Origin of the sequence: Tistrella mobilis KA081020-065 (assembly GCF_000264455.2) — a bacterium.
Lineage (GTDB): Bacteria > Pseudomonadota > Alphaproteobacteria > Tistrellales > Tistrellaceae > Tistrella > Tistrella mobilis.
This window is the reverse complement of sequence record NC_017956.1, coordinates 1,515,521-1,531,408: the sequence shown is the minus strand read 5'-3', so window position 1 is coordinate 1,531,408 and position 15,888 is coordinate 1,515,521. Positions and strand designations below refer to the sequence as shown.

Sequence of the window (15,888 nt, the reverse complement as noted above, 5' to 3'; positions counted from 1 at the left end):
CGCAGCGAACGGACCGGGGCCGCCGGAGAAGCGCACCCCGAAAGAGTGAAGGTATGTGGAAGCGGCCCGTGACATGGGGTCAGAGATTACGCCAGACCGAAGCCGCCGTCGACGGTGACGACCGACCCGGTCATGAAGGCTGAAGCGTCCGACGACAGCAGCAGCAGCGCGCCGTCCAGATCGACCGCAGCCCCCAGCTTGCGCTGGGCCACCTTGCGCAGCAGCTTCTGGCCGCCCTCGGTCTCGAAGAACGAGGCGTTGATGTCGGTTTCGATATAGCCGGGGGCGATCGCATTGACCCGGATGTTGTAGCGGGCCAGTTCCAGCGCCATGGCCCGGGTCATGTGGTTGACGCCGGCCTTCGACGCGCAATAGGGCACCAGATTGCCCATCACCTCGGTTCCCAGCACCGAAGCGATGTTGACGATGCTGCCGCCGCCGGTCTCGACCATCCGCTTCGCCACCGCCTGGGCGACCAGGAAAGCGCCCTTCAGATTGGTGTCGACCGTCGCATCCCAATCCTCTTCCGTCAGCTTCAGGAAGGGCTTGGATACGGCGATGCCGGCATTGTTGATCAGCACGTCGATCCGCCCACCCAGCTTCTCGGCCGTCTCGGCGATTGCGGCATCGATGGCGGCGGCACCCGAGGTCACGTCCATGGCCACGGTTGCGGCACTGCCGCCGGCCGCCTCGATCTCGGCCTGAAGCGCTTCGAGCTTCGACACCTGGCGGGCGGCAAGCACCAGCTTCGCGCCATGGGCCGCAAGCGTGCGGGCGAAATTCGCCCCCAGCCCCTGGCTGGCGCCGGTGATCAGGATGCCGCGGCCGGCGACGTCGAAGGTGTTGCGGGTGGGCGTGGTCATCATTGGTTCCCGGGTCTGATCGTTTTGGAAAGCGGAACGTATAGGCAAAGGTCAGCCGCGCGCCTCGATCAGCCGGCGGCCGACATCGGCCACCAGCCGGGCCTTGCGGCCGCGTTCAAGTGCGTAAGGCGACGAGGCATTGCCCTGCAGGGCGCGGGCATAGACCCCTTGCAGGATGCCGACCGAACGGAACAGCGCGAAGGCGACGTGGAAGGTCCAGTCGTTGATCGCCGGCCGCCCTGTCAGCCGGGCGTAATGGTCCAGCAGCTCGGCCTCTGCCGGCAGGCCGAGGGCTGCGATATCGATGCCGACATAGCCGCCGAAGTCATCCGCCGGCATGTAGTGGTGCATCAGATGATAGCCCAGATCAGCCAGCGGCTCGCCCAGGGTCGACAGCTCCCAGTCGAGCACGGCGCGGATCTCGGAGCCGTCTTCGGCCGCGATGCAGTTTTCCAGCCGGAAATCGCCATGGACCAGGGTGGTGCGCTCGGGGTCCTTGGGCATATTGGCCGGCAGCCAGGCGATCAGGGCTTCCATACCCTCGATCCGGTCGGTCTCGGCCGCGCGGTAATTGCGGGTCCAGACCGCGATCTGCCGCTCGTAGAACCCGCCCGGCCGGCCGTAATCGCCCAACCCGACCGCCGCCACATCCACCTCGTGCAGGGCGGCGAGCGTCTCGATCAGCCGGAAGCACACGGTGCGGCGCTGATCGGGCGTCAGCTCCGGCAGGCGCATATCGCCGAAGGTGGCACCCGCCACATGCCCCATCAGATAGAAGGGCGTGCCCAGGATCGATGCGTCCTCGCAGTAATGCAGCGCCGCCGGCACCGGCACGGGCGTGGGCCCCAGCGCCGAGAGCACCCGGTATTCGCGATCGATCTGATGGGCCTTGGGCAGCAGCTTGCCGGCCGGCTGCTTGCGCAGCACATAGGACCCGCCATCGGTATCCAGCCGGAAGGTCGGGTTCGACTGGCCATTGGTGAAGCGATGCAGGCGCGCGGGGCCGCGAAAGCCGGGCACCGCCCGTTCCAGGTATGCGGTCAGGCGGTCCTGCACCTCTGGCCGGGCCAGGTCGAAGGGATCGGCGGTCATCGACGGGCATTCCTCCGCTGGGCGGCCGCCTCGGCCCGCCCGGCGGGCGGATGCCCTGCCGGAAGATGCGCGGCGGCTCTGTCATTCAGACGTTCGTTCAAAACGTCTGTCCGCGCATATTGCCCGACAGCTGAGCCTGCGTCGACTGATCAAGCGCAGGGTCAGGCCGCCGCCGCTTCCGTCCAGGCCATGCAATGGTCCAGGAAATCGTCATAGCCGTCGAATTTTTTCGGCAGTTTCAAGCCGCTGTCGGCATAGACCCGGCCGATGCCGTCGATCATCTCGGCCTCGCGGGCAAGCGCGCCGCGGACCTTGACCAGCGCCTGATCGATCGCCGACTCATCGACCGTCGACAGCCTGGGCAGGCGGGCGGCGAAGTCGGTCATCTGTGCTTCCGACAGGAACAGCCGCGCCACATAGGGGAACAGGCTGGTGGCCGGATGCGACCAGTGCCGCTCGCACAGCACTTCCGACAGGGTATAGATCCCGTCGACCGCCTTGCGGCTGAGGGGCGCCCAGCGTTCGGCCCAGCTGTTGCAGGCAGCGCATTTCGGCCGGCCCTGCTTCATGACCATGGCGTCCTCGGCAAGTTCGGTGCGGCAGCGCTTGCACCACCAGCTCTGGCTGTACTGGAATGGGATGTTGATGAAAAAATCCCAATCGGCCTCGGGCACCACCTCGATACCCTCGGGCGGGGAGTGGATCAGAGGTGCGCGTCGGGCCAGCTGAAAGCGGGTCGGCTTCACGGTCAGCACGTCCCGCCCCTTCTCGGTCAGGAAGCGGAACAGCGGCAGGACATGGTGGATGGGCTCACCCGGATAGCCCACGATGAAGAAGACATGGTTCCAGATGCCCGCCGCGGTGGTATTGGCCAGGCTGCGGGCATATTCGTCGGGCGTGTTGCCCTTCTTCATCGCCTTCAATGTGGCGGGCGCGATGCTCTCCAGCCCGAATTGCAGGAAGCGCCCGCCGGCCTCGCGGATCTGCACGCAGGTATCGGGCTCCAGATAGGCGCGCTCGAACCGCGCATAGGCCTCCCAATGGATCTCGGAGAGGCCGCGCCTGGCCAGGTGTTCCCCCAGTTCCAGCATTTCCGAGACCCGAAACCATTCATCGGTGAAGCTGAACCGGGTGCGGCCGGTCTCGCCATGCCAGACCGCCAGATCCTCGGCAACCATCTCGATCGGCCGGAGGCGCTTGCGGAACTTCACCTTCACCGCCCCGTCGGGCTGGGTCTCGTGGGTGACGCTGTCATAGCCCTCGTTAATGTCGCAGAAGCTGCAGATCCCCGAGTAATAGCAGCCGCGATAGATGTTCAGTGCCGTCACCGGCTCGGGCGTCCAGGGCGCATAGGCCTCGGGGTCGGGCCGCGGCAGGCGGTCGAGCGCGATCGGCATGGAGGGCGGGCCGGAGACCGGCCGCGTGCCGTCGAAACGGATCACTTGCGGCACCGGCCGGTTGGCGACCCGGCCATGGACCAGTTCCTGGAGCAGCTGGTCCAGCGGCTGTTCGCCCTCGTGATGGATGAAGCTGTCGACCACGGAGTAGAGCGCTGCGGTCTCGGGTTCGTCGGCTTCCAGCGAGGTCTTCAGCCGCGCGATCAGATTGCCGCCGATGGTGATATGGGTGTCGGGCAGCGCCTCGCGCAGCATCGAGGCCAGCACCATCGACGGGATCAGCTGGTGATGGTCGTTCACCGACAGCCCGACCAGCCGCGGCTGCAGCGCCCGGATCGCCGGTACCTCGACGTCGCGGTAATAGTCGTGGAAGAGATGGGTTTCGCGGTCGCGCACCGCCGCCATCACCCCCGCACGCCGGCGGGCATCATGGGCCGAGATGTATTGCAGCGTGTTGCGGAAGATGCGGAAGGTGTCGGGCACCGCCGCATCGATCACCAGCGAGGCCTGTTCGATCACCTGCTTGGCGGCGAGATAGGGTTCAAGCGCGTGATGCGCCTGCCAGTCGCGCATGGTGGCGAGCGCCGGGCCGATCCCCGACACCAGCTCGGCCGGGGCGTCGGCGCGGGCCAGCGCATCGGGGCGCAGCGCATGCTCGATCGCGGGGATGTTGGCGTCGCGCTGTACCACCTGCCAGCCGCGCGACCGCAACCAGGCGGTAAGGTGCGACAGGCCGGGTGCCACGAACCACGGGTAATAGGAGGGCGGGAAGACCAGCACGGCATCGGTCATCGGGCACGTTCCTCGAAATCGACGCAGGGGTGCCCCATCGACTGTCGGCAGGACGGCACAATCATCAGGGCAGCACTTGAGCGGAAGAGGAAGGTGGTGCCGGAGGCAGGACTTGAACCTGCAAGGACACGAAGGCCCCGGCGGAAGAACGACCAGGGCCGCACTTCCGGTGTCTGCCAGTTTCACCACTCCGGCATCAGGTCCGACGGCGCATGATGGTCAGCGGTTGACCGTTGTCGTCTTTGTCGCGACAGGCCATCGTCTTGGGATGATGATATTTTGAATCACCAATCACCATCAACCAAAAATTGCAGAATCTTTGCAGACATATCGCAGTTCAAGATCACCAGACCACCAGCCCCACCACCGCGCCGGTCATGCAGGTCGCGATCGTGCCCGACACCAGCGACAGCGGCGCCAGCCGGACGATGTCGGTGCGGCGTTCCGGCACCATGGCCACCATGCCGCCGATCATGATGCCCAGGCTGCCGATATTGGCGAAGCTGCCCAGGGCATAGGTCAGGATCACCCGTGCACGCGGGCTGAAGGCCGAGGGGTCGGCGGTGAACTGCAGATAGGCGACCAGTTCGTTGATCACGACCTTGGTGCCGAGCAGCGGGCCCGCCGCCAGGGCTTCGGGCCAGCTCATCCCCATCGCCCAGGCGACCGGCGCCATGATCCAGCCCAGCATCCGCTCCAGCGTCAGCGGCGCGCCCCAGACGTCACCGGCAAGGCCCAGGATCATGTTGGCGAGGGCGGCGAGCGCGATGCCGGCGATCAGCATCGCCACCACGCTGATCAGCAGGTTGACGCCGTTGATCACCCCCATCGACCGCCGCTTCCAGGCTGGTCGCTGCATCCGATGGCGGGGCGGTCGCATCATCGTCCACAGTCCGCTCGCCATGCGCCGGCGGCATCATGACCATCGCCACCACCAGCGCCGCAGGCGCCGAGATCAGCGATGCGGTCAGCAGCTGGCCGATCGGGTCTTCGACCGTGCCGGTCAGGAAGGCGGCATAAAGCACCATCATATTGCCGGCCAGCGTCGCGAGGCCCGCCGTCATCACCATGAACAGCTCGGGGTTCGACAGTCGCGCCAGATAGGGCCGCACGAAGAGCGGCGCCTCGACCATGCCCACGAAGACATTGGCCGCGGTCGATACCCCCACCGCGCCGCCGATGCCCATGGTCCGGCGCAGCAGCCTGGAGAATGCGCGCACGAAGAACGGGATCACGCCCCAGTGATAAAGCAGCCCGGCAATGGCGCCCACCACCAGGATCAGCGGCAGGCCCTGAAAGGCGAGCACGAAGGAATTGGCCGGATTGGTTGCCTCGAACGGGGCCGCACCGCCCCCCAGATAGCCGAAGACCACGGAGGTGCCGGCTTTGGTGGCGGCGACCAGGGCCGAAACCGCCTGGTTGATCCAGACGAACACCGCCTGCACCGGGGGCAGTTTCAGCAGGATCAGCGCGATCGCCACCTGGATCACGATGCCGATGCCCACCGCCCGCCAGGGCACTCCCTTCGGCGCCCGGCCGATCATCCAGGCCAGCGCCACCAGCGCCAGCACCCCGAACGCGCTCTGCGCAACGCCGCCGAACGACGCTCCGGTTACTCCGTCCATATGCCCCTGCCCCCACTGCCGTCGCGTCTTGTGCCAGCTCTGCGCCCGGCCCCCAACCGAAACGCGAGACACCCTGTCATGGAGCCGACTCTAGGCGCAAACCGGCCCGGCGGTCCAGAACCGTGCGGGGCCGGTCACGCCGTCTCGTCCAGCCCGCGGCCGATCAGCAGATCCTGTTCCCGGCGGACCAGATCGCGGATGTATTCGGCAACCGTGCGCACCCGAACGATGTCGCGCAGATCGGCATGGGTCACCAGCCAGAAGCTGCGCTGGATGCTGGTCTCGCGCGGCATCACCGGCACCAGCCCGGGCACGGTCGCCGCCACGAAACAGGGCAGGATACAGAGGCCGAGCCCGGCCAGCGTCGCATCGCGCTGCACCACCAGGCTGGTCGATCGCATCACCACCTGCGGCGCCCGGACCAGCTTGTCCAGATAGCGCAGTTCGGGGGCGAAGATCAGGTCGTCGACATAGCCGATGAAATCGTGCCCCTCCAGCTCCTTCAGCGTGCGGGGCGTGCCGGCCCGCTCCAGATAGGCGGGCGTCGCATAAAGACAGAGGCGATAATCGGTCAGCTTGCGCGCCACCAGCCGGCCCGAGGTCGGCCGGGCGAGCCCGATGGCCAGATCCGCTTCGCGCTTCGACAGGCTGAGATAACGTGGCGCCGCCACAAGATCGATCTGGATACCCGGATGGGTGGCGAAGAAGGGTTGCAGCCGGGCCCCAAGAAAGGCCGTGGCGAAGCCTTCAGGCGCCCCGACCCGCACGGTGCCCGACAGATGCAGATCCTGGCCCGCGATGCTTTCCTGGATGGCGAAGGCGGTGGTTTCCATCGCCTCGGCATATTCCACCAGCTGTGCGCCCGCCGGTGTCAGGCTGTAGCCTGCGGGGGTACGATCGAACAGCTTGGTGTTCATCCGCTCTTCCAGGGCCTGGATACGCCGACTGACGGTGGTATGATCGACCGCCAGATGACGCGCAGCGGTCACCAGCCGGCCGCGGCGGCTGACTTCCAGGAAGAAGCGGAGGTCGTTCCAGTCGAACATCCGGGCCTCGTGTCAGGTGTGCATCCGCGCAGACGGCCTCTGCGCGTTTTGGGCTGGCCGTGCAGTTTTACATCGTTATCGTAGCGTCACCAAGCCGTCCGGACAGAGATTGTCCGGGATACCGGCGGCGTAACAATCAGGGCGGTGCAGGCCCCGGGGCCCTCACCCTCCGTGCAAGCCGGGGAACGGGCTCGGTCCTACACCCTCGCAACGTTGAGGAAACGCGGGATGGTCAAGCAGATCCATCACTTTATCGGCGGCAAGATCGTCGAGGGCACCAGCGGCAATTTCGGCGACGTGTTCAACCCGTCGACCGGTGAGCTGTCGGCGAAGGTCGCGCTGGCGACCAGGGCCGAGGTCGAGGCCGGCATCGCCAATGCGGCGGAAGCCTTCCCGATCTGGTCGAACACCTCGCCCATGGCCCGTGCCAAGGTGATGTTCAAGTTCAAGCAGCTCGTCGAGCAGAACATGGACAGCCTGGCCGAGCTGCTGTCCAGCGAGCATGGCAAGACCTTCACCGACGCCAAGGGTGACGTCACCCGCGGCCTCGACGTGGTCGATTTCGCCTGCGGCATCCCGCATCTGCTGAAGGGCGAGTATTCCGAGAACGTCGCCCGCGGCATCGACGTCTATTCGATGCGTCAGGCGCTGGGCGTCTGCGCCGGCATCACGCCGTTCAACTTCCCGGCCATGGTGCCGATGTGGATGTTCGCGGTGGCGATCGCCTGCGGCAACACCTTCGTGCTGAAGCCGTCGGAGAAGGACCCCTCGGTCCCGATGCGTCTGGCCGAGTTGATGATGGAAGCGGGTGCGCCGGCCGGCGTGCTGAACGTCGTCAACGGCGGCAAGGAAGCGGTCGACACCATCCTGACCGATCCGCGCGTGCCGGCGATCAGCTTCGTGGGCTCGACCCCGATTGCGAAATACGTCTATGCGACCGGTGCGGCGCACGGCAAGCGCGTCCAGGCCATGGGCGGCGCCAAGAACCACATGATCATCATGCCCGACGCCGACCTCGACCAGGCGGCCGACGCGCTGATCGGCGCCGGCTTCGGCTCGGCCGGTGAGCGCTGCATGGCGATCTCGGTGGCGGTGCCGGTGGGCGAGGCGACCGCGGAAGCCCTCCGCGAGCGTCTGGTTCCGCGGGTCCAGAATCTGAAGTTCGGCCCCTCGATGGCCGATGGCGATTTCGGCCCGCTGGTTTCGGGTGACCATCTGCGCAAGGTCCGCGGCTATGTGGATCTGGGCGTGCAGGAAGGCGCCGAGCTGGTCGTGGACGGCCGCGAAGTCAACATCCAGGGCTACGAGAACGGCTTCTACATGGGTGGCTGCCTGTTCGACCGGGTCACGCCTGAGATGCGCATCTACAAGGAAGAGATCTTCGGCCCGGTGCTCAGCATCGTGCGTGCGAAGTCCTTCGACGAAGCGGCAGCCCTGCCCACCGAGCACGAATTCGGCAACGGCGTGTCGATCTTCACCCGCGACGGCGACACCGCCCGCGAGTTTGCCCGCAACGTCCAGGTCGGCATGGTCGGCGTGAACGTGCCGATCCCGGTGCCGGTGGCCTTCCACACCTTCGGCGGCTGGAAGAACTCGGCCTTCGGTGACACCAACCAGCACGGCCCCGAGGGCGTGCGGTTCTTCACCAAGATCAAGACCATGACCAGCCGCTGGCCGACCGGCATCCGCTCGGGTGCGGACTTCCACATCCCGACCATGGGCTGATCGCCCGTCGCGTCCGGCTTTCGCCGCACCGCCCCGCGGACCGGATCTTCCGGATCGCGGGGCGGTGGGGTGCAATAAGATCGTGGAGGTGACATCCGTGGATTTCTCCCTGACCGAAGACCAGCGCGCCTTCCAGGAGATGGCCCGCGGTTTCGCGACCGACCGGCTGGCCCCCGGGGCCGCGGAGTGGGACGCGAAGAAGATCTTTCCCGAGGCGGAGCTGCGCGAGGCGGCGGCCCTCGGTTTCGGCGGCATCTATGTCCGCGACGACGTCGGCGGCTCGGGCCTCACCCGCCTCGACGCCGCGATCATCTTCGAGGAGCTGGCCGCCGGCTGCACCTCGACGGCGGCCTATATCTCCATCCACAACATGGCCGCGTGGATGATCGACCGCTTCGGCAATGACGAGCAGCGCAACCGCTTCCTGCCGAAGCTGTGCTCCATGGAACATTTCGCCAGCTACTGCCTGACGGAACCGGGGGCCGGCTCCGATGCGGCCTCGCTCCGCACCCGGGCGGTGCGCGATGGCGACCACTATGTCCTCAACGGCTCCAAGGCGTTCATTTCCGGCGGCGGCCGCTCCGACATCTATGTCGTGATGGTCCGCACCGGCGGCGACGGCCCGAAGGGCATTTCCACCCTCGTGGTCGAAAAGGACACGCCCGGCCTGTCCTTCGGCGCCAATGAGCGCAAGCTGGGCTGGAACAGCCAGCCGACCGCGGCGGTGATCTTCGAAGACTGTCGGGTGCCGGTGGAAAATCGCCTCGGCGAAGAAGGCGACGGCTTCAAGATCGCGATGATGGGGCTGGATGGCGGCCGCATCAATATCGGTGCCTGTTCGATCGGTGCCGCACGCGCCTCGCTGGACGCCGCGCGGGAATACGTTCAGGGCCGCCAGCAGTTCGGCAAGGCACTGGCCGAGTTCCAGGCCACCCAGTTCCGCCTGGCCGATATGATGACGGAGCTTGAAGCTGCCCGGCTGATGATCCGCCGGGCCGCCTGGTCGCTGGACAGCCAGCATCCCGAGAAGACCGCGATCTGTGCGTCCGCCAAGCGGTTCGCCACCGATGCCGGCTTCCGGATCTGCAACGAGGCGCTGCAGCTGCATGGCGGCTATGGCTATCTGATGGACTATCCGATCGAGCGCTATCTGCGCGACGCCCGGGTCCACCAGATCCTGGAAGGCACCAACGAGATCATGCGTGTGATCATCGCCCGCCGCCTGCTCCAGGGCATGGCGATCGATTGAGCCTGGCCCGCACCGGACCGGCGCGACCACACGCTGCACGACCTTAAAGATCAGACAAGATCGACCCGATCACACAAGATCGACGACTTCAGGGAGACGTTCCGAAGATGGCGACCATCGGTTTCATCGGCCTCGGCAATATGGGCGGCCCCATGGCGCTCAACCTGCTCAAGGCCGGCCATGCGGTGAAGGGCTTCGACCTCTCGGACGAGGCGGTGCAGCGCATCGTCGATGCCGGCGGCAGCAAGGCGGACAGCGCCGTCGCGGCCGCGACGGATGTCGACGTGGTGGTCTCGATGCTGCCTGCCGGGCGCCATGTGAAGGGCGTGTATCTGGGCGATGCCGGCATCATCGCCGCCTCGCGCCCCGGCACCCTCTTCATCGACTGCTCGACCATCGACGTCGACAGCGCGCGCGAGGTGATCGCGGCCGCCGAAGCCGCCGGCCGGCCGATGGTCGACGCCCCGGTCTCGGGCGGCGTCGGCGGCGCGGCCGCCGGCACGCTGACCTTCATGGTCGGCGGCACCGGGGCCGCCTTCGCGGCGGCCGAACCTTACCTGCAGAAGATGGGCAAGAAGATCGTCCATGCCGGCGGCGCCGGCAACGGCCAGGCGGCCAAGATCTGCAACAACATGCTGCTCGGCATCTCGATGATCGGCGTCTGCGAGGCCTTTGCGCTGGCCGAAAAGCTGGGCGTCGAGCACCAGACCCTGTTCGACATCTCGTCGACCGCCTCGGGCCAGTGCTGGTCGCTCACCACCTATTGCCCGGTCCCGGGCCCGGTGCCGACCTCGCCGGCCAATAACGACTACAAGCCCGGCTTTGCGGTCGACATGATGCTGAAGGACCTGAAGCTCGCCCAGGACGCCGCCGGCTCCTCGGGCGCCGCCACGCCGCTCGGCGCTGCTGCCGCTGCCCTCTACCAGCAGTACTCCGACGCCGGCCAGGGCGGCGCCGACTTCTCGGGCATCGTCCGCATGCTGCGCGAGATGGCCGGCAAGGCCTGAACCGACTCGTCATTATTCCTGCAATGCGGCCCTCCCCGAACGGGAGGGCCGCATTTTTTTCACGTGTCCCCGGGCATCACGGGGCGTAGAACTCGAAGAGTGCGGTGATGCTGCGTTGCGGGATCACCGCGTCAGAACCAGAACCGGCCACCGGTTCGCGAATGTCCGGAGTATCCGTCTTGGCTGCACCTGCCGATATCACCGTCCTGCTCGACATGGACGGCACGCTGATCGATTCCCACGACGCCGTGGTCCGCTGCATCCATATGACCATGGAGGAAATGGGCCATCCGGCGGATCGGACGGAGGATCTGGGCTGGACGATCGGGCCGCCGCTGACCGACACCATGGCGCTGCTGCTGGGGCGGCATGGCGACGACCGGGTGGCGGAAGGCGTTGCCGTGTTCCAGCGCCACCATGACGAGCTGGTGCTGGCGGAAAGCCCGCTCTTCCCCGGCATCCGCGAGGTGCTGGACCGCTTCGGCGCCGAGGGTCGGCGGCTGGTTCTGACCACCTCCAAGGCCCTGCCCGCCGCGCGGATGATTCTGGAACGCCATGGGCTGATGGCGCTCTTCGCCGGCACCTATGGCGCCAATGCCGACGATACCGGCGGCGAGAAGCCCGAGGTGATCGCCCGGGCGATCGCCGGCGAAGGGATCGATCCCGCCCGCGCGATCATGGTCGGTGACCGGCGCTACGACATCTCGGGCGCCCATGCCAACAAGGTGCGGGCGTTGGGCGTGCTCTGGGGTTATGGCGGGCGCGAAGAGCTGGAGAGCGCCGGAGCCGATGGGCTGGTCGACGAACCCGGGCAGCTGGCCGAGGCGATCGATGCGATGGCACGGGCTCTCTGACAAGTCTCCGTTCAAACGCTGATCAAAACGGCGAAACAGCGCCAAGATCAGCAATCCGTCGCGTCAAGTTGCGGATTGCTGTAGTCTGAGCCGCCAACCAGAACATACCCCGAGGAAACGCTCCCATGACCCCCAATCTGGTCATCACCGCGATCATCACCGCCGAGCCCGGCCATGCCGAAACCGTTCGCGCCGCCCTGGCCGAATGCACGGGTCCCAGCCGCGCCGAGGATGGCTGCCATCGCTATGACCTGCATGTCGACGTCACCAACGACCATCGCTTCGTCATGCTCGAGGAATGGACCGATGAGGCGGCCACCGTCGCCCATGGCAAATCCGACCATTTCCGCGCCCTGGGCCGGGCACTGAAGGGTATCGCGAAGTTCGAAGTGATCCGCCTGAAGCAGATCGCCTGACGCAAAGCCGGCCCGGTCCGCCTCCCCGACGGCCGGGCCGCGTGCTCTCCTAGAGCACCACGATATGCCCGTGCTCTCAGAGCACCACGACGTGATTATCCCAGGCGACCGGATGCGTGGCGCGCAGCTTCAGCCGGAAGCCCGCTTCCGCCGCCGGATCGGCCACCACCGCCAGCACCCGGCCGCGGCCGTCGGTGGCAATGAAGCCCTCGCCCTCCGGATCCGCCGCCAGACCGCAGACATCGGCGGCCACCAGCGCCGCGCGGAAGCGGCCGGTCTCGGTTTCGAACACCTGCAGCCGCCCGCCGACCGGTGAGGTCATCGCAACCAGATCGCCGCTGCGGTTGAAGGCGACCGAGCCGGCATAATTGCGCATCGCCGCATGGGCGGGCTCGGGTGCCGCGAGCAGCCGCACGGCCTCGCCCATCCGATGGAGCATCATCAGCGGCGGGCGTTCATGGCCGTCGCCCTGCCACTGCATCACCGCCGCACCCAGCCCGTCGGGACGGGTGGCGAGATGGCGGATGCTGTTCATGCGCAGCGCGGGCTCGTTCTCCACCGCATCGATCACGGCCCCGTCCGCCACGCGGATCCGGGTCAGATTGGGCTGCATGGTGCCGGGGTTCAGCACCTCGCGGCCCATGTCGGGATGGGTGGCATTGCCGCCATTGGCAACCAGCAGGGTGGCGCCGCCGGCTTCGAGCCGGATTTCGTGCGGACCCACCCCGCCCGACGACACCTCTCCCAGCCGCTTGTAGCCTGCCTCCACATCCCAGATGCCGACCCGGCCGCGCGCGCCCTCGTAATCATTCTCGGGCGTGAAGAAGGTCCGGCCGTCGGCCGAGAAGGCGCCGTGGCCATAAAACACCCGGCCCTCGGGCGGGGTGAAGCGCAGCTGCTCCCGCCCTTCGGCACAGTCCACCACCACGGCTTCGCGGCCGGGCCGGCGGGCAACGGCCACCGCCTCGGGCCGGGCGGGATGGACGACGCCGCCATGGCCCCGCTGGCCGAGCGGGATGGTGAAACGGATCTCGCCGCTCCGCATCAGCCCGTGAAGCGCATGGGACCCATCGGCCTGTTTCGCCGCCGCCAGGAAGTCAGGGGCGCCCGGCGCTGCCCAGAGCGCGTGATCGGGCCTGAGCACGGCGGCGGCCCCCGCCGCCAGCCCAAGGCCGCGCAGCATGGTGCGGCGGGTGATGGTGCCGGTCATGATCCCCCTCCCCCCTCAATCGCCGTCGAAGGAATTGAAGCCGACCCGCACGCCCAGCGCCGGGGCGAGTTCGGCCACAGCCAGCCGGCGGGCAGCGGCAAGCGCGGCCTTCAGCGCCTTCATCGCCTCCGCATCGTCCGGGGCGCGGGCCAGGGCCGCATCCGCAGCGGCGGCCGCTTTCTCCAGCGCCGCGGCCATGTCGACCTGCGCCACCTGATCGCTGGCCGCCGGGGCGAAGACCACCCGTTCGAAATCGATCAGCCCGCCGATGCCGGCGCGGATGTTCTCAAGCGACGCGCCCGCCCGCTCGTGCGCAGCCCGCGGGGTGCCGCCGGTCTGGTCAGCGGTGATGGCCGCCAGGCGCAGTTCCTCCAGCTCCTGCAGCGCCCCGTGGAAGGCGTTGAAGAAGGCGAAGGTGGTCTCGTCGGCCGAGAGATAGATCTGGTTCTCGTCGTCGCCGGCCGTGGTCAGCACATGTGCCGCCCCTTCCGGTCCTTCCCAGCCCTCGCGCGCCGAGACCGCCATCCGGGCCAGATTGCGGGCCACCGCCCGGATCAGCCGGTTGCGATACTCGGCCGCAGGCGTGCCGGCGGCCGGCACCGCCTCACGCGGGCGCAGCAGCCGTTCCATCGACACCAGGTTCTGCGCCCCGGCCGAGGCGCCGGCAAAGGCCTCCGGATCGTCGACGATCGGGTTCTTCGCCTTGACCAGGGCGCCGATCGCCCGATAGGCGATGCCGCTGCGCTCGGGCCAGAATTCCAGCCGGAAGCGCCGGCCCTCTTCTTCCAGCGGACCGAAGCGGAAGAACCAGATCCGCATCCAGGCGTCATAGGCGGCGTCATAGAGCGGCAGCAGCGCCTCGGGGCTCTGGTCGGTCTCGGCCTTGTCGGCCAGCGCCCGTGTCGCCGCCACGAAGCGGTCGAATTCGGGGCGGATATAGCCGTCGAGCGCGCGCGCCGTCAGCGCCGCATGGTCCGGACCGGCCGCCTCGGCCGCTGCCGCGGCCGGTGTGTCTGCCGCCATGGCAGCAGACAGTATCGGAGTGGCGACAAGCACGGCGGCCAGCGTGGCGAACAGGATCGGGCGGCGCATCAGAGCGACTCCAGGAAACGGATCAGGGCATCACGATCGGATTTCGGCAGGGCGACCACCGCCTGTTTCGCGGCCTCCGCCTCACCGCCGTGCCAGAGCACGGCCTCCAGCAGGCTGCGCGCCCGGCCGTCATGAAGATAGCTGGCCGGTTCGGCGACGCTTGCCGTCAGACCTATACCCCAGAGCGGCGCGGTGCGCCATTCGCGGCCGTCGGCCATGCCTTCGGGCCGGCCATCGGCCAGGCCGGGCCCCATGTCGTGGAGCAGCAGGTCGCTATAGGGCCAGATCAGCTGGAAACTCTGTTCCGGCCGGTCCTTCAGCCGCGCGGTGACGAATTTCGGCCGGTGGCAGGCGATGCAATTCGCCTCGGCGAACAGCTGCTTGCCGCGCAGCACGACCGGGTCGTCGAGATCGCGCCGGGCCGGCACCGCCAGATTTCGGGCATAGAAACTGACCAGATCCATCGCCGCGGCGTCGATCTCCAGCCCGTCGGTGCCAGGCGCATCTCCCCCATCGGGGGCCGCGCGGCAATCGGTCTGGGCGGGTGTGCATTCACCGTAACCCGCCGGATGCAGCGGGTTGGAGATGCCCATATCGCCGGCGAAGGCATCGGCCGATTGCTGGTGCACGGTGGGGGTGCCGGCCTTCCAGCCGAAGCGGCCCAGCATCACCCGGCCGTATTCCGGGCTCCAGGCGAAATTGGGCCGGCCGGAAATGCCGTCGCCATCGGCATCCTCAGGGTCCGCGAGCGCCAGGATGTCCTCGGCCGGGATCGCCTCCAGCAGACCCAATCCGATCATCGGCGGCGCCACACGCGGCGAGAGCATCACATCCGGGTGCAGCGGCCCATAAGCCGGGTCGGCGATGCTATAGCTCGGCCGGCGCAGATGTACGACCTCGCCGTCGGCCAGTTCAACCGGGATCTCGTCGTAAACAATCTCCATCCGACCCTCGGCCGGAATGCCCTGGATCGACATGTCCTGAAGCTGGGTGCCGTAGACCGGTTCCGGCACCACCATCAGCCGGTGGCTGGCGATGGCGGCCTTCAGCTCGTCGGTATCGGCCGGGATCGACAGCCGCAGGAACATCGAGATGCGGTCATCGTCGGGGTTTGCCGGCGGATGGCCGCGACCGTCCTTTACATGGCAGCTCTGGCAGGATCGGGCATTGAACAGCGGCCCCAGACCGTCGGAGGCCTTGGTCGACGATGGCGAGGAGACCCAGAATTTGCGGAACAGCCCGTTGCCGAGCTTGAAGTCCATCTCATGCGCGAAGGGCATGTTGGCCGAGAACTGCGAAAAGACATCGCGATTGACGGCCGCCTGCGTCGTGGCCGCCCCGCCCATGTTCAGCTCGTAATCTTCCGGCCGGGTAAAATCGCGGGTCGGTTCCACGACCTTCAGGATGCGGGCACGCTCTGCCGCCGTGCGCGGCACCTGGTTCAGATGCGGGTCGGGCTGTTCCAGCACATCGGACGGAATTGCATCCCCTGCCGATGCATCGCTCGCCACGGCCACCCC

12 protein-coding genes, 1 tRNA gene and 1 pseudogene are annotated in these 15,888 nt (G+C 67.5%); 5 read left to right on the top strand and 9 right to left on the bottom strand.

Going from position 1 to position 15,888, the window contains the following annotated elements; all coding sequences use genetic code 11:
• Window positions 1-86: 86 nt before the first annotated feature.
• The 6 genes and pseudogenes from TMO_RS06935 to TMO_RS06915 all read right to left on the bottom strand — a co-directional run bounded on the left by TMO_RS06935 (window position 87) and on the right by TMO_RS06915 (window position 6,815).
• Window positions 87-863, bottom strand: a complete 777-nt coding sequence (locus TMO_RS06935) for an SDR family NAD(P)-dependent oxidoreductase (RefSeq protein ID WP_014744897.1) — start codon at window positions 861-863, stop codon at window positions 87-89.
• 51 nt (window positions 864-914) lie between these two features.
• Entirely contained in the window at window positions 915-1,955 is a 1,041-nt protein-coding gene (locus TMO_RS06930) for a phosphotransferase family protein (RefSeq protein ID WP_014744896.1), read from the bottom strand.
• A gap of 161 nt (window positions 1,956-2,116) precedes the next feature.
• Entirely contained in the window at window positions 2,117-4,144 is a 2,028-nt protein-coding gene (locus TMO_RS06925) for a B12-binding domain-containing radical SAM protein (protein ID WP_014744895.1), read from the bottom strand.
• Between the two features lie 94 nt (window positions 4,145-4,238).
• Window positions 4,239-4,339 (bottom strand) — tRNA-OTHER (locus tag TMO_RS31475).
• A 148-nt stretch (window positions 4,340-4,487) separates the two neighbouring features.
• Window positions 4,488-5,769 (bottom strand): annotated as a pseudogene (locus TMO_RS06920) (NupC/NupG family nucleoside CNT transporter).
• 134 nt (window positions 5,770-5,903) lie between these two features.
• The gene (locus TMO_RS06915) at window positions 5,904-6,815 is read right to left on the bottom strand and encodes a LysR family transcriptional regulator (protein ID WP_014744892.1); all 912 of its coding nucleotides are present in this window, start codon (window positions 6,813-6,815) and stop codon (window positions 5,904-5,906) included.
• A 228-nt stretch (window positions 6,816-7,043) separates the two neighbouring features.
• Here TMO_RS06915 and TMO_RS06910 point away from each other — a divergent pair, with 228 nt between their 5' ends.
• From TMO_RS06910 to TMO_RS06890, 5 genes are all read left to right on the top strand, one after another.
• Window positions 7,044-8,540: a CoA-acylating methylmalonate-semialdehyde dehydrogenase gene (locus TMO_RS06910; protein WP_014744891.1), complete on the top strand. Its 1,497-nt coding sequence runs from the start codon at window positions 7,044-7,046 to the stop codon at window positions 8,538-8,540.
• 97 nt (window positions 8,541-8,637) lie between these two features.
• Complete coding sequence (locus TMO_RS06905) at window positions 8,638-9,789, top strand: isobutyryl-CoA dehydrogenase (RefSeq protein ID WP_014744890.1); 1,152 nt, start codon at window positions 8,638-8,640, stop codon at window positions 9,787-9,789.
• Window positions 9,790-9,896: 107 nt separating this feature from the next.
• Entirely contained in the window at window positions 9,897-10,796 is a 900-nt protein-coding gene (gene mmsB / locus TMO_RS06900) for a 3-hydroxyisobutyrate dehydrogenase (protein WP_014744889.1), read from the top strand.
• 179 nt (window positions 10,797-10,975) lie between these two features.
• Window positions 10,976-11,650, top strand: coding sequence for an HAD hydrolase-like protein (locus TMO_RS06895; RefSeq protein ID WP_014744888.1), 675 nt, complete (start codon window positions 10,976-10,978; stop codon window positions 11,648-11,650).
• Window positions 11,651-11,775: 125 nt separating this feature from the next.
• Window positions 11,776-12,066, top strand: a complete 291-nt coding sequence (locus TMO_RS06890) for a putative quinol monooxygenase (protein ID WP_014744887.1) — start codon at window positions 11,776-11,778, stop codon at window positions 12,064-12,066.
• A gap of 76 nt (window positions 12,067-12,142) precedes the next feature.
• Here the strand turns inward: TMO_RS06890 and TMO_RS06885 are convergent, their stop codons facing one another.
• Genes TMO_RS06885 through TMO_RS06875 form a run of 3 tightly spaced genes read right to left on the bottom strand, consistent with a single transcriptional unit; the run spans window position 12,143 to window position 15,879 of the window.
• Window positions 12,143-13,276, bottom strand: a complete 1,134-nt coding sequence (locus TMO_RS06885) for a DUF1513 domain-containing protein (RefSeq protein WP_014744886.1) — start codon at window positions 13,274-13,276, stop codon at window positions 12,143-12,145.
• Between the two features lie 15 nt (window positions 13,277-13,291).
• A complete protein-coding gene (locus tag TMO_RS06880) occupies window positions 13,292-14,368 on the bottom strand; it encodes an imelysin family protein (RefSeq protein WP_014744885.1) in 1,077 nt (358 codons plus the stop codon).
• The gene (locus TMO_RS06875) at window positions 14,368-15,879 is read right to left on the bottom strand and encodes a di-heme oxidoredictase family protein (RefSeq protein WP_322111261.1); all 1,512 of its coding nucleotides are present in this window, start codon (window positions 15,877-15,879) and stop codon (window positions 14,368-14,370) included. Before TMO_RS06875 ends, TMO_RS06880 begins: the two co-directional genes overlap by 1 nt.
• Window positions 15,880-15,888: the final 9 nt, after the last annotated feature.